Genomic DNA, 13,836 nt, shown 5'->3' on the forward strand with positions numbered 1-13,836 from the left:
CGCGCTCAGTCCTCCGACGGCTTGACGATTTCCCATTCCTGGTCGTCGGTGTTGGAGCAGTCGAAGAGGGTCAGGTTGGTGCCGTCGACGCCGGTGCTGTAACCGGCCACGTCCAGGCACTTGTTGTTGCTGGCGAAGTTACGGATCCAGTAGGCGCCGCTCGGCTGCTTGTCGATCCACCACAGCTGGTTGTCGCGGGTCGTGCCGTCACAGGTGTACTTGGTGATCGGGGACCGCACGGCAGCCGCCCCGTAGTAGGGCAGGTCCACGCAGAGCTGCTCCTTGACGTTGCGGATCAGGAAGAGCGCGTGGCCTCCCGGCCCCTTGTCCGGTTCCGTCACCTCGAGGTTCCACCGCTGGGTGCCCTGCGGGGACTCGTTGCACGTGTACTGATGCGGGCGGCCGTCGTCCTTACCGGTGCCCGGAAGGCCGACGCACATCTTGGTGGTGGTGTTGCGCAGCAGGATGTTCTCCGCCGGCACCACGGGCTTGGGGGGCTTCTTGGTCTGCTTGGGCGCGCCTCCGCCTCCTCCGCCGCCCTGGCCGTCGCCGCCCTCCGGCTTCTGCGGGGTGGGCGACGGGGGCGGCGCCGAGGTCAAGGACGGGGTGGGGGTCGGGGACGGCTCGAGGGTGCTGCCGGCGGCGGCCGGCGACGCGTCGGCCTTGGTGATGACCGGGGGCTTGTAGGCGAGCCACAGCATGAGGAAGGTGAACGCGAGGGCGAACAGGATCCCGAAGAGGGTCGCCAGCCAGCCCGGCAGGAATCCGCGCTGCACGAACGTCCCCTCCACGGGCATCGCCGTGGCGCCGGACCGCTGCACGGCCAGGGTGTACGGCCGCTGCTCCTTCGACCCGAACCAGATGATGTTCTTGGGCTTCAGCGTGGTCTTGACGAACGCCGCCCGGCCCGGCTCGATCTGCACATTGGCCGGGTGGATGTCGTACGACAGCTCGTCGCCGTTGTCGCTGCCGCTCAGGGACGCGGTCAGCTTGGTGTTGCCCACGTTGTCGACGGCGAGCCGGGGCCGCCCCCGGAACCGCCCCTTGACCGTGGGCGGCACCAGCTCCGCCCGCACCTCGGTGAACGGCGTGATGGTCAGGTTGCCCTCGGGGACGGTCGTCGCCTCGGGATGCTCGGTCGGCGTGATCCGCACCGCGTACGGGTTCGGGCCCGCCGTGGCGTCGGGCGTACGCGGTGGCGCGAACGTCAGCTCCACCGTGCCGGTCGTGCCCGGGTAGAGGCGCAGGGACGCCGGCTCGACCGTCGTCCAGGGGGCGACGGGGCCGACCGGTTCGAAGCGGTACTCGTCGACGACGTCACCGGTGTTGCGCAGGCGCAGGCGCACGCGCGTGCTGCTGCCCGGGTCGACGGTCGCGGAGGCGGGTTCCAGAGATGTCCACAGGCTCACGTAGCGACGCTAGCCGGGGTGTCCACGGCGCGTCAGGAAGCTAAAGGGCACGATGGGATGGCCGAACGGGCCACGCTGCGGGCCCTCAGGTCCCGGGCACCGGTGCGCCGGCCGCCGTCAGGACGAGCCGGGCGCGGGAGCCGGCGTGGGGCGCCTCCGGAACTGCCCTTGCGGGCAACCGGATTGCCCCCGCTTCGGCACCGGAGGCCGTTCCCGCACGGGTCCGGCGCGCGCGAGGGTGAGGGCTGTTCGTGTCTCGTACCCCGAGGAGAGCAGAGCATGCCGTCCTACCTGTCGCCCGGCGTCTACGTCGAGGAGGTGGCCAGCGGCTCGCGCCCGATCGAGGGGGTGGGGACGTCGGTGGCGGCCTTCGTCGGACTCGCGCCGACCGGACCGCTGAACGAGCCGACACTGGTCACCAACTGGACGCAGTACGTGGCCGCCTTCGGTGAGTTCACCGACGGGTACTACCTCGCGCACTCCGTCTACGGCTTCTTCAACAACGGCGGTTCCGCCGCCTACGTCGTCCGCGTGGGAGGCTCCTCCGAGGGCGCTCCCGCCGAGGCCGGCCAGGGCCCCGCCGCCGTCACCGGCCGTTCCGCCAGCACCCCGGCCGCGCTGCCCGCGGGCGAGCCGAAGCAGCTCGGCACCTTCGCCGTCACCGCCGTGGCGCAGGGCGATCTGAGCGTCGAGGTCGCGGACCCCGAGGGCGAGGGCCCCGCCGAGCGGTTCAAGCTGATCGTCAAGGACGGCGACAAGCCGGTCGAGACGTTCGACGTGACCGCCAAGAAGGGCGGCCGCAACTACGTCGTCACGCAGGTCAAGGAGCGCTCCAAGCTCATCACCGTCACCGAGGCCGCGCCGGCCGCGCAGCTGGCCCGCCCGGACAACCAGACGGTGGCCCTCGCGGCCCCGGCGCCCGCGCCCGCCGCCCCCGCCGCACCCACCGGGAACGCGGACGCCTCGCATCCGGGCCCGGCCCAGTACCTCGGCGACTCCGCCGACCGCACCGGCTTCGGCGGTCTGGAGGCCGTGGACGAGGTCTCCATGGTGGCCGTCCCCGACCTGATGGCCGCCTACCAGCGCGGCGCGATCGACCTGGAGGCCGTCAAGGCGGTCCAGCTCGGGCTGATCGCGCACTGCGAGCTGATGGGCGACCGGGTCGCCGTGATCGACCCGCCGCCGGGCATGAACGCCCGCCAGATCCGGGTCTGGCGCCAGGAGACCGCCGGCTACGACTCCAAGTACGCCGCCCTGTACTACCCCTGGATCAAGACCTTCGACCCGGCCACCGGCCACTCCCGGCTGGTGCCGCCGAGCGGCCATGTCGCCGGCATCTGGGCCCGCAACGACTCCGAGCGCGGCGTCCACAAGGCCCCCGCCAACGAGGTCGTCCGCGGCGCCGTCGACCTGGAACTGCAGATCACCCGCGGCGAGCAGGACCTGCTCAACCCGATCGGCGTCAACTGCATCCGCGCCTTCCCCGGCCGCGGCATCCGCGTCTGGGGCGCCCGCACCCTCTCCTCCGACCCGGCCTGGCGCTACCTCAACATCCGCCGGTACTTCAACTACCTGGAGGAGTCGATCCTGATCGGCACCCAGTGGGTGGTGTTCGAGCCGAACGACCACAATCTGTGGGCGCGGATCCGGCGCAACATCTCGGCGTTCCTGGTCAACGAGTGGCGCGACGGCGCCCTGTTCGGCCAGCGCCCCGAAGAGGCGTACTACGTGAAGTGCGACGAGGAGACCAACCCGCCGGAGTCGGTCGACGTCGGCCGGGTGGTCTGCGAGATCGGCATCGCCCCGGTGAAGCCCGCCGAGTTCGTGATCTTCAGGCTGGCCCAGTTCTCCAGCGGCGGCGGGGAGCTGGAGGAGTAGCCCCGGCCGCACACCCGCCATCCACCAAGACCCCCTAGAAGGACTGCGAACAGCACATGAGCCTTTCGCCGGGTGACTCCCTCACCTCACACAATTTCGGGCTGCAGATCGACGGCGTCATGGTCGAGTACCTCGCCGAGGTCAGCGGCCTGTCCATGGAGCAGGACGTCATCACGTACCAGCAGAACACCCAGAACGGCCAGAACAAGGTCGTGAACCTGCCGGGCGTGAAGAAGAACGGGACCTGCACGGTCGTCCGCGGTATGACCCAGTCGGCCGCGTTCACCGAGTGGATCAACCAGTCGATCACCGGCCAGATGAGCACGGCCCGCAAGAACGCGTCCATCATCATGATGGATTACCAGAGCAACCCGGTGAAGCGCTACAACATGCGCAACGCGTGGTGCAGCAAGATCGACACGAGCACCGTGAAGGCCGGCGAGGCGTCGGCGCTCACCGAGACCGTGACCATCGTGTTCGAAGAACTGGACATCGAGTAATGCGGCGTACGGCCGCCAGGGCCGGCGGCGCGGTCATGCACGCGGGCGCCGACGCGGCGGGGCCGGCGGGGCCGGGGCCGACGCAGGCCCCGCCCGCCGCTCCGGTCCCGGAGCAGGCCGCGCCGCAGCAACAGTACGAACTGCGCACCGAGTTCCCCTTCCAGCTGCCGCGCGGGTACGTCGACGAGTCGGGCACCGTCCACCGCGACGGTGTGATGCGCCTGTCGACGGCCCGGGACGAACTCGTGCCGCTGCGGGACGTACGGGTGCAGGAGAACCCGGCGTTCCTGTCGGTGGTGCTGCTGGGCCGGGTGATCACCCGGCTCGGCACGCTGCCGAATGTGCACGACGGGACCGTGGAGAACATGTTCGCCTCGGACCTCGCCTTCCTCCAGGACTTCTACCGCCAGATCAACGCGGAGGGCCACACCCGCGCGGCCGTGGAGTGCCCGCACTGCGCGGAGCCCTTCGAGGTGGAACTCGGCGGGAGCCGCCTGGGGGAATCGTGACGTACGCGACCGACCGGCTGCACGAGGAGATCGCGTACGTCGCCTACCACTTCCACTGGAGCATGGACGAGATCCTGGACCTGGAACACCGCGACCGCCGCCGCTACACGGCCGAGATCGCGTCCCTGGTCACGCGGGCCGGGGCGGAGGACTGAGGCATGGGGTTCCTGGACCGGTTGCGGGGACGGCGGGGCGGCGGGCTTGAGGGTGGCGACGGGGTCGCTGCCGCTGAGGCGGTACCGGTGGGCGGTGTTGCCGCGAGTACGGGTGCGGGTGCCGGTACGGACACCAGTGGGGCGGCCTCCGGTACGAGTGCGGGTGCCGGTACGGGTGCGGGTGCCGGTACGGGTGCGGGTGCCGGTACGAGTGCGGGTGCCGGTACGAGTGCGGGTGCCGGTACGAGTGCGGGTGCCGGTACGGGTGCCGGTCCCGTGGTGAGCGCCGCCTGGTCGAGGCTGCCGGCGATCCAGCGGGCCCTGGCCTCCGGGCGGGAGGCCGGGGTCGCGGACGCGGGGTTCGGCGGGCGCCTGCCGACGTGGCAGAACCCGTCCTTCGCGGGCACGGCGTCGCCCGCGGTCCTCAACGGGCAGTCGCGCACACTGCTCGGCGACCTCTCGCACCCGACGTCGGGCCGACCGGTATTCGGCCTCGAACGCCCCACGGGAACCCTGCCGTTGACCGGCCCGGAGCCGGTGGTACAGCGGACACCTGCGGTGCCGTTGCGGGAGATTCCGGCGAGGGCGGTTGGGTCGAACGGGGCCCGGGCTGGTGCCGGGGTCAGTGCTGATGCTGGTGCTGGTACCGGTCCCGCCAGGTCAGGGGGTGCTGTTGGAGTTTCGGGGGGCTCGGGGGTGCCTTCGGGGTCGGAGGGCTCCGGGGGTTCGACGGTTTCCGGGGGCTCAAGGATTCTCAGGGCCTCTGGGACTCCCGGGGCTTTGAAGGGCGCCGGGGGTCTGAAGGTTCACCGGACTTCGAAGCCTCCCGAGGCCTCGAAGAGTGCCGGAGACTCGACGGCTCCCGGGGCACTGGAGGGTGCTGCCGGAGGCTCGAAGGTTCCCGGGGCCATGGAGGGTGCCGGAAGCTCGAAGGCTCCCGGAGCCTCGGGTACTCCCGGGGCTTTGAAGGGTGCCCGGGGCTCGGAGGTTCCCGGAGCCTCGGGGATTCCCGGGGCGTCGAAGGCCGGCGAGGCCTCCGAGGCTCCTGGGTCGTCGAAGGGTGCCCGGGGCTCGGAAGCTCCCGGCGCATCGGGAACTCCCGCAGCCTCGAAGAGTGCCGGGAACTCGAAGGCTCCCCGGGCTTGGAGGATTCCCGGGGCATCGAAGGCCGGCGAGGCCTCCGGGGCTCCTGGGACGTCGAAGGGTGCCCGGGGCTCGGAAGCTCCCGGCGCATCGGGAACTCCCGCAGCCTCGAAGAATGCCGGAAACCCGAAGACTCCCCAGACTTCGAGGATTCCCGAGGCATCCAAGGCCGACGAGGCCTCCGGGGCTCCTGGGACATCGAAGAGTGCCGGAGGCTCAGAGGCTCCCGGCGCATCGGGAACTCCCGCAGCCTCAAACCGTGCCGGGGCTTCGAAAGCTGGCGAGGGCTCGAAGACTGCCCGGACCTCGGGACTCCCCGAGGCGTCGCAGGGTGCCGGAGCCTCGAAGGCTCCCCAGACTTCGAGGATTCCCGGGGCATCGAAGGCCGGCGAGGCCTCCGGGGCTCCTGGGACGTCGAAGGGTGCCCGGGGCTCGGAAGCTCCCGGCGCATCGGGAACTCCCGCAGCCTCAAACCGTGCCGGGGCTTCGAAAGCTGCCGAGGGCTCGAAGACTGCCCGGACCTCGGGACTCCCCGAGGCGTCGCAGGGTGCCGGAGCCTCGAAGGCTCCCCAGACTTCGAGGATTCCCGGGGCATCCAAGGCTGGCGAGGCCTCCGGGGCTCCTGGGACATCGAAGAGTGCCGGAGGCTCGGAGGCTCCCGGCGCATCGGGAACTCCCGCAGCCTCAAACCGTGCCGGGGCTTCGAAAGCTGCCGAAGGCTCGAAGACTCCCCCGGCCTCGGGGCTTCCCGAGGCGTCGCAGGGTGCCGGAGCCTCGAAGAGTGTCGGGGCCTCAGACGCCCCTGGGGGCCCGGAGCGTGCCGGCGTCGGGGCGGAAGCCCGCATGACCCCCGGGCCCGCCGCGAGTGCGGAGGCCGGCGGAGTCGCAAGGGCTGCCGGTGGGCACGCACTCGTGGTCCAGCGGCTGGGTAGAGGCAGCGGCTCCGCACCTTCGGGTGGCGGGTCGCGGCCGGCCCCGGCAGTCGCACGTGCTGCGACCGCCCGTTCGACCACTCCCGTCACTTCGGCTGCCCAGGCAGTTCCGGTGGTGTCTCCGATACCGCCGCCCGTCAGGGAGGAGCTCGCCGCACCGCTCCCCGTTCCCGGCCTCCACGTGACACCCGTTCCGGCAAGCCGGCCTTCCCGGCCCGACTCCTTGACGAGGACGCAGGCGGGAGCGGCACCAGTACAGCGACGGACGCTCCCGGCAACGCGGCGAACGCCGGGAGTTGACGCACCCCCGCCCCGCCGAGCAGCCCCGGCCCCTGTGCAGCGCGCGGTCACCGGCCACGGCAACGCCCCGGACACCACCGAACGAGGCCACGCTCTCCCCTCGGGCCCGGCCCCCACGAGCCGTACGACGAACAGCCCGGCTGCGGAGACAGTACTCACGCCGCCGAAGGGGTCCGTGCCCCGGCCGGGTGCGGTGACGCCGCCGTCAGGACCGGCCGGGGCGCAAGGGCCCACCCTGTCCACCCCGTCCACCCAGTCCACCCAGTCCGGCAGTACGGACACTCCGTCGACGCCGGGCAAGTCCCCACACCCACACCCGCACCCACACAGCACGACCGACGCCGCAGCCGCACCGATCCGGTCCGTCCAACGCCAACAGACCACCCCCACCCGGCCGCAGCCGTCATCCACCAGCCCGGGCACCGGACCGGCGCACAACGCCGCCACGACGTCACCCACCGGCAACACCGCACCGGCACCCCTCCGGGACAGCCACCCGAAACCCACCAGCGGCCCCACACCACCGTCAGGCCATCCCTCCCCAACGGTCCAACGCCAGCAGGCCACCACCCCTGCCCGACCGCCCCACCCCCAGCCCGGCAACGGCGCCACACCACCCACCCTCAACTCCGCACCGACACCCGACCAGGCCACCACGCCCACATCGCCATCGCCGGGCACCCCCACCCCAGCCCGCCCACCTGCCGACACGCCTACCCCGGCACCCACCGGCATCGCGCCCGCACCCCGCACTGCCAAAGCACCCGTCGCTCCACCGTCAGTGCGCACCGTTCAGCGAGCGGCACTCCCTCCCACCACCTCCTCGACCGGCCGCCGCACGGCAACCGACCCCGCACAGCCCGCCGCCCCACGTCACACCCACCCCCACATCCCCCACCTCGGCCTCGGCGCACCGATCACCCCACAGCCCACCGCCTCACCCCAGCAGCCGGCCCCGGCCCCACTCCCCACCACGCCCCGCCACTCCCCCCTGGGCGCTCCCATGAGCCCAGCACCGACGCCCCCGACCACCAACACCCCCACCTCCCCCCTCCCCGTAGTCCAACGCTTCTGGAAGAAGCCGAAGACCACCACCAAGAACGCCCCGAAGAACACCACCGGCGCCCTCGCGGCAGCCGCGGCCGCCACCATCGCCGACACCCTCACCGCCCAGACCGCACCACCCCCGTACACACCCCCCTCACCACACCAAAGCCCCAACCCTCCACCCCCGTACTCGGAATCCGCACCCGCACCCGCATCCACATCCGCGTCCGCGAACCAACCACCCCCGCCCGCCTACACAGAGATCCCGAACGGCGGCTTCGACCCCCGTGAGCTCACCGACTTCCAGCTCGACGAACTGGTCCACCGCCTCATCGGCCGCATCACCCGGCTGATCCGCACGGAACTCCGCATGGACCGCGAGCGGATCGGCAGACTCCGCGACCCCCGCCACTGATACAGAAAGGCCCTCGATGTCCCGCCAGGACCCGGGCTCCACCATCTGGTTCACCCTCAGCATCGACGGTGAGAGCCTCGGCTACTTCAACGGATGCGAAGGGCTGTCGTCCCAGGTGGAGGTCGAGCAGCGCCAGGAGGGCGGCAACAACGGGTTCGTCTGGCAGCTGCCCACCCGTGTCACCTTCTCCACCATCCGGCTGACCCGCCCCCTCACCCCGGACACCACGAAAGTGGCCAAGTGGATCTCGTCCGTGCAGACCGGGATCAAGCGGCCCACCGCCCAGATCGCGGCGCTGCGCGCGGACGGTTCGGAGGTGGCCCGCTGGGGGCTGATCGACGTACTGCCGGTGAGCTGGAGCGGTCCCAGCCTGGACCCCGCCAACCCGGCCGTGGCGACCGAGGTCCTGGAGATCGCCCACCACGGGTTCACGGACTGAAGGGGCGGCACAGAGACATGGCACGAGCCAGCAGCAAGGGCGCCGGAAAGAGCCTCGTAAGGGCAACGCTCGCGATCCACGAACCTCCCGTCGGCAAGAGCACCACGCCCGGCGGGATCATCAAGACCTTCGGCTTCGACTTCAATCCATCGCAGCTGTCCCTGACCCGCCGCGCCCAGTGGAAGTCGACGCCCGCGCAGATCGAACGGGACGGCTCCCTGCCGGAGTTCATGGGCGCCGAGGCGCGGGAGATGAGCGTGGAGATCTTCCTCGACTCCTCCGCCAAGCCGACCGGCAACACCGTGCTGAAGAAGGTGGAGTCGCTGCTCGCCTGCTGCGAGGTGACCAACGCCAGCATCGCCGCGAAGCAGCCGTCGCCGCCCTGGGTGGTGTTCCAGTGGGGGTCGTTCTCCACCGCCCGGTTCACGGCGTATGTGAGCTCGGTGGAGGCGACGTACTCCCTCTTCGGCACGACGGGCGTGCCCATCCGCGCCACCTGCCGGCTCCAGCTGCACGAGATCCCCAGCAAGACCAAGAGGCAGAACCCGACGTCGGGCGCGCTCACCGCGCAGCGCGTGCACCGGGTCGTGGCGGGCGACTCGCTGCAGTCGCTGGCCTGGCGGGAGTACGGCAACGCCGCCGCCTGGCGCTCGATCGCCGAGGCCAACGGCATCGACGACCCGTCCCGGCTGCCGGCCGGTGCGGAACTGGTGCTGCCCGCCGCCGAGGAGGTACGTCCGTAATGGTGCAGTCCGCGTTCTCCAACGTCGTCGAGGTGAAGCTCGGGGGCGCCAAGCTGCCGCCCGACTTCGCCCGGGCGCTGGTCGACAGCTACGTCGACCAGGGCGCCGGGGTGCCCGCCGCGTTCCGGCTCACGTTCCGGGACCCGTACCGGATCCTCCTGCGCGATCTGAAGGTCACCTTCGGCACGCCGGTGGTCATCACGCCGGTGTCCGACGGCCAGGGCGCCGCCGACCCGCTGCTGACCGGCGAGGTCACGGGTCTTGAGGCCGACTACGACGGCACCGGCACCTTCACCGTGATCCGCGGCTACGACCTGGGGCACCGTCTGCTGCGGCGCCGCCGGGTGGCCGCCTACCGCAACCAGAGCGCGTCGGACATCGCGCGCAAGCTCGCCGCGCAGGGCGGGGTGCCCATGGGGCGGGTGCAGTCGACGAAGACGGTGTACGAATTCATCAGCCAGTCGAACGTCACCGACTGGGACTTCCTCGCGCGGCTCGCCGACGAGAACGAGATGGTGATGTCCGTCGACGCGGACGGCAAGTTCCAGTTCGTGAAGCCGAAGCCGTCGTCCGGGGCGCCCTCGCCGAAGACCGACGGCGACCGGAGCCCGTTCGTGCTCCAGGCCGGGCACGACATCCTGCGGCTGCGGTCCGCCGTCACCGCCGCCGACCAGATCGGCAAGGTCGAGGCGCGGGGCTGGGACGTCACGACGAAGAAGAAGCTGACGGCGACCGCGCCCGCCACCGACAACCCGGGCATCGGCATCGGCACGACGCCCGGCGCGGCGGCCGGCAAGTTCAAGCCGGCCAAACTGGTCGAGACGGGCACGCCGTACGACCGGCAGAACGAGGTGAAGTTCGCCGCCGACGCCCTCGCCGACGACCTCACCTCCTCGTTCGCCGAGATGGAGGTCGTCGCGCGCGGAAATCCCAAGCTGCGCCCGGGAGTTCCGGTCACGCTCTCGGACGTCGGGCAGCCCTTCGAGGGCAAGTACACGGCCACGTCCGTACGTCATGTCTTCGGCGACGGCAGGCACTACGAGGCGTGGGTGACGGTCAGCGGGCGGCAGTGGCGTTCGCTGTACGGGCTCGCCTCCGGCGGCGCCGAGAGCGCGCCGCGGCTGCCGAGCGTGGCCAACGCCCTGGTCACCGATGTGAACGACCCGCTCAAGCAGGGGCGGGTCCGGTTGCAGTTCCCCTGGCTGGACGACAGCTATGTCAGCGACTGGACGCGAACCGTGCAGTGGGGCGGCCTCGGCGGCGGCGGCATCTTCCCGCTGGACGTCAACGACGAGGTGCTCGTCGGGTTCGACCGGGGAGCCCTCGACCATCCCTTCGTCATCGGCGGGCTCTACAACGGCAAGGACAAGCCGACGCCCGTGAACGACGTGCCGCTGCACGACACCGTGCGCAAGAAGGCGAGCCGGCACACCGTCTCGGACCGGGACGGCAACCGGCTGGACCTGCTCAGCCAGAAGACCGGTCTGCGCAAGCAGGGTGTCCGGCTGGCCTCCGGCGACAAGCAGCTGGTCATCAACCTGGACCGGACGAAGACCGAGATCATCGTGGACAGCAAGGGTTCGGTCACCATCAAGGGCAGCCGGTCCGTGTCGGTGGAGGCCGGCGCCGACCTCCTGCTGAGCGCCCGGCGCAGCCTGACCCTCAAGAGCGGCGGGCCGCTCACCATCCAGGGCGGCGGAGTGGTCAACATGCGGGCCGCCGGAGCGATCAGCGTGAACGCGCTGGGCGCCCTGAACCTGGACGCGAAGGGCGTCGCGAACCTCACCGGCGTCGGCACCGTGCAGATCAACTCGCTCGCCAACACGACGATCAAGTCCCCGACCACCCTCATCGGTTCGAAGGTGTTCGGCGTCACCACCATTCCCGTGCCGATGCCGATCCCATGACCGATTCCGGAAAAGGCCGCCGGAAAAGACGTTCTCCAAAAGACAGGGTGTGGTTCTGATGGCCGAGCAGTTCGTCGGCTCCGGCTGGTCGTTCCCGCTGCGCATCGGGCCGACCGGCGGGATCGCCCTGGTCAGCGGGGAGCGGGAGATCGAGGAGGCGATCCGGCTGGTCCTGTCGACCGCTCCGGGCGAGCGGCCGATGCGGCCGGACTTCGGCTGCGCGATCCACGACCTGGTGTTCGCGCCGGTCAACGAGCAGACGGCGGGCCGTATCCAGCACGAGGTGTACGCCAGCCTGGACCGCTGGGAGCCGCGCATCGAGGTCGACGACGTCGAGGTCTCCGCCGGCACCGACCAGAGCGTCCTCTACATCGACGTCCGGTACTCGATCCGCGGCACCAACAACCCGCGCAGCCTGGTCTTCCCCTTCTACGTCATTCCGTCCCACGACGAGCCCGACGCCCCCGAAAGCGACCGCTGATGGCACTGCCCTCCCCCAACCTCGACGACCGCCGCTTCCAGCAGTTCGTCGACGACGCCAAGCGCTACATCCAGCAGCGCGCCCCGGAGTGGACGGACCACAACGTCTCCGACCCCGGCGTCACCCTCGTCGAGACGGTCGCCCACATGGCCGACCAGATCGTCTACCGGCTCAACCGGGTGCCGGAGAAGAACCACTTGGCGTTCCTGGACCTGGTCGGGATCACCCTGTTCCCGCCGTCCGCGGCCCGCACCGAGGTGAGTTTCTGGCTGTCGGCTCCGCAGGAGGAGGCGGTGTGGGTGCCGGTGGGGACGGAGGTCGCCACGCTGCGCACCGAGAGCGAGGAGGCGGTGGTCTTCGCCACCGAGCGCGAACTGACGGTGGTGCCCTGCGCGTTGCGTCATCTGCTGGTGCAGCACCGGGGTGAGCCGATGGCCGACCGGACCTCCGACCTCGCCGAGGAGGACAAGGACCTGCTGTGCTTCGCCGAGTCGCCCGGCCCCGGAGACGCCGTGCTGTTCGGCCTGACCGCCGCGGTCCCGCACTGCGCGGTCGCCCTGGACCTGGACAGCCGGGTGGACGGCGTCGGCGTGGACCCGCGCCAGCCGCCGCTGGTGTGGGAGGCGTGGACCGCGGACGGCTGGCAGCCCTGTGAGGTCGACCGGGACGGCACGGGCGGCCTGAACCGGCCCGGCGAGGTGGTCCTGCACATCCCCGGCGGGCATGTGCTGTCCCGCAACGCCGGCCAGGAGGCCGGCTGGCTGCGCTGCCGGGTCACCGAACCCCGGCCGAACCAGCCCTTCTACACCACCTCGCCCACCGTGCGGGCCGCCGAGGCCTTCACGATCGGCGGCACGACCGCCGCCGTGCACGCCGAGACGGTGTACGACGAGGCGCTCGGCGAGTCCACCGGGCTGCCGGGGCAGCGGCTGCGCCTGGTGCACGCGCCCGTGGTCGGCGACGACCCGCCGGTGCTGCTGCAGACCGCGGAGCACGACGGCTGGACGGACTGGCGGGTCGTCCCGAACTTCGCGGGCTCCGGGCCGTACGACCGGCACATCACCCTCGACGCCACGACCGGCGAGATCGCCTTCGGCCCGGCCGTGCGCGAACCCGACGGGTCCCTGCGGCAGTACGGGATGGTCGCCCCCAAGGGAGCACCCGTCCGGGCCCGCCGCTACCGCACGGGCGGCGGCCGCGCGGGCAATGTCGCGCGCGGTGCCGTACAGGTCCTGCGCACCTCCATCCCGTACGTCTCCGAGGTCGTCAACCGCGAGGCCGCGCGCGGCGGTGTGGACGGGGAGACGGTGGAGGAGGCGAAAATCCGGGCCCCGATCACCCTGCGCGCCCAGGAGCGTGCCGTGACGCTGCGCGACTACGAGGAGCTGGCCCGCCGCGCCGCCCCGGAGACGGCTCGCATCACCTGCCTGGAGGGCGAGGAGGGCGAGCACGGGGCCTACGCGGTACGGGTGCTGGTCGTGCCGCAGGCCGTGCCCGACCCCGGCGGCCGGCTGCGCTTCGAACAACTCGTGCCCGGTGACGCGCTGCTGGACCGCATCACCCGGCATCTGGACGAACGGCGCCTGATCGGGACCCGGTTGGCGGTGGGCCCGCCGTACTACCAGGGCGTCACCGTGGTGGCCACGGTGCATGCGTTCCGGGGTGTCGACACCGACCGGGTGCGCCGGGAGGCGCACGACGCCCTCTACCGGCACCTCGATCCGCTGACCGGCGGCACGGACGGCACCGGCTGGCCGTTCGGGCGGCCGGTCCAGGCCGGGGAGGTGTTCGCGGTGCTGCAACGCGTACCGGGGGTGGAGCTGGTCGACGAGGTGGTCCTGCACCCCGCGGACCCGCTCACCGGCAAGCGCGGCGAGCCGACGAACCGGATCGATCTGTCCGCGCCGTCGCTGGTGTTCTCGTTCGACCACCGCGTCCGGGTGATCGGAGACGGTTCGTGAAGGGGGATCTGATGGGG

11 protein-coding genes are annotated in these 13,836 nt (G+C 71.4%); 10 read left to right on the top strand and 1 reads right to left on the bottom strand.

What is annotated here, in order from left to right:
• Window positions 1-5: 5 nt before the first annotated feature.
• Window positions 6-1,409, bottom strand: coding sequence for an RICIN domain-containing protein (locus ACFT32_RS33605; RefSeq protein WP_382496823.1), 1,404 nt, complete (start codon window positions 1,407-1,409; stop codon window positions 6-8).
• A gap of 279 nt (window positions 1,410-1,688) precedes the next feature.
• On the opposite strand from ACFT32_RS33605, the gene ACFT32_RS33610 reads away from it, so the two are divergent.
• The 10 genes from ACFT32_RS33610 (at window position 1,689) to ACFT32_RS33655 (ending at window position 13,819) form a co-directional block, all read left to right on the top strand.
• The gene (locus ACFT32_RS33610; RefSeq protein ID WP_382496826.1) at window positions 1,689-3,287 is read left to right on the top strand and encodes a phage tail sheath subtilisin-like domain-containing protein; all 1,599 of its coding nucleotides are present in this window, start codon (window positions 1,689-1,691) and stop codon (window positions 3,285-3,287) included.
• A gap of 56 nt (window positions 3,288-3,343) precedes the next feature.
• Window positions 3,344-3,787 (top strand): phage tail protein, encoded by a 444-nt coding sequence (locus tag ACFT32_RS33615; protein ID WP_189728071.1) that lies wholly within the window; start codon window positions 3,344-3,346, stop codon window positions 3,785-3,787.
• On the top strand, window positions 3,787-4,296 hold the full coding sequence (locus ACFT32_RS33620) for a hypothetical protein (protein ID WP_382496828.1): 510 nt from the start codon (window positions 3,787-3,789) through the stop codon (window positions 4,294-4,296). Before ACFT32_RS33615 ends, ACFT32_RS33620 begins: the two co-directional genes overlap by 1 nt.
• A complete protein-coding gene (locus tag ACFT32_RS33625; protein ID WP_382496829.1) occupies window positions 4,293-4,451 on the top strand; it encodes a DUF6760 family protein in 159 nt (52 codons plus the stop codon). The genes ACFT32_RS33620 and ACFT32_RS33625 overlap by 4 nt, the downstream gene beginning before the upstream one ends.
• Window positions 4,452-7,829: 3,378 nt before the next feature.
• Window positions 7,830-8,288 (top strand): extensin, encoded by a 459-nt coding sequence (locus ACFT32_RS33630; RefSeq protein ID WP_382496831.1) that lies wholly within the window; start codon window positions 7,830-7,832, stop codon window positions 8,286-8,288.
• A gap of 16 nt (window positions 8,289-8,304) precedes the next feature.
• The gene (locus tag ACFT32_RS33635; protein ID WP_382496833.1) at window positions 8,305-8,727 is read left to right on the top strand and encodes a phage tail protein; all 423 of its coding nucleotides are present in this window, start codon (window positions 8,305-8,307) and stop codon (window positions 8,725-8,727) included.
• 17 nt (window positions 8,728-8,744) lie between these two features.
• A complete protein-coding gene (locus ACFT32_RS33640; RefSeq protein ID WP_382496836.1) occupies window positions 8,745-9,470 on the top strand; it encodes a LysM peptidoglycan-binding domain-containing protein in 726 nt (241 codons plus the stop codon).
• Window positions 9,470-11,377 (top strand): VgrG-related protein, encoded by a 1,908-nt coding sequence (locus ACFT32_RS33645; protein WP_382496838.1) that lies wholly within the window; start codon window positions 9,470-9,472, stop codon window positions 11,375-11,377. Before ACFT32_RS33640 ends, ACFT32_RS33645 begins: the two co-directional genes overlap by 1 nt.
• Window positions 11,378-11,435: 58 nt before the next feature.
• On the top strand, window positions 11,436-11,858 hold the full coding sequence (locus ACFT32_RS33650; RefSeq protein WP_189728055.1) for a GPW/gp25 family protein: 423 nt from the start codon (window positions 11,436-11,438) through the stop codon (window positions 11,856-11,858).
• Window positions 11,858-13,819 (top strand): putative baseplate assembly protein, encoded by a 1,962-nt coding sequence (locus tag ACFT32_RS33655; RefSeq protein ID WP_382496840.1) that lies wholly within the window; start codon window positions 11,858-11,860, stop codon window positions 13,817-13,819. Before ACFT32_RS33650 ends, ACFT32_RS33655 begins: the two co-directional genes overlap by 1 nt.
• The last annotated feature ends 17 nt before the right edge of the window (window positions 13,820-13,836 follow it).

It is taken from the genome of Streptomyces sp. NPDC057002 (assembly GCF_042673825.1).
Taxonomy (GTDB): domain Bacteria; phylum Actinomycetota; class Actinomycetes; order Streptomycetales; family Streptomycetaceae; genus Streptomyces.

Excerpts from the sequence above, each read along its gene's own strand:
- ACFT32_RS33635 (WP_382496833.1), top strand. The coding sequence starts at position 8,305 with ATGTCCCGCCAGGACCCGGGCTCCACCATCTGGTTCACCCTCAGCATC.
- ACFT32_RS33610 (WP_382496826.1), top strand. The coding sequence starts at position 1,689 with ATGCCGTCCTACCTGTCGCCCGGCGTCTACGTCGAGGAGGTGGCCAGC.
- ACFT32_RS33620 (WP_382496828.1), top strand. The coding sequence starts at position 3,787 with ATGCGGCGTACGGCCGCCAGGGCCGGCGGCGCGGTCATGCACGCGGGC.
- ACFT32_RS33615 (WP_189728071.1), top strand. The coding sequence starts at position 3,344 with ATGAGCCTTTCGCCGGGTGACTCCCTCACCTCACACAATTTCGGGCTG.
- ACFT32_RS33650 (WP_189728055.1), top strand. The coding sequence starts at position 11,436 with ATGGCCGAGCAGTTCGTCGGCTCCGGCTGGTCGTTCCCGCTGCGCATC.
- ACFT32_RS33655 (WP_382496840.1), top strand. The coding sequence starts at position 11,858 with ATGGCACTGCCCTCCCCCAACCTCGACGACCGCCGCTTCCAGCAGTTC.
- ACFT32_RS33630 (WP_382496831.1), top strand. The coding sequence starts at position 7,830 with ATGAGCCCAGCACCGACGCCCCCGACCACCAACACCCCCACCTCCCCC.
- ACFT32_RS33645 (WP_382496838.1), top strand. The coding sequence starts at position 9,470 with ATGGTGCAGTCCGCGTTCTCCAACGTCGTCGAGGTGAAGCTCGGGGGC.
- ACFT32_RS33640 (WP_382496836.1), top strand. The coding sequence starts at position 8,745 with ATGGCACGAGCCAGCAGCAAGGGCGCCGGAAAGAGCCTCGTAAGGGCA.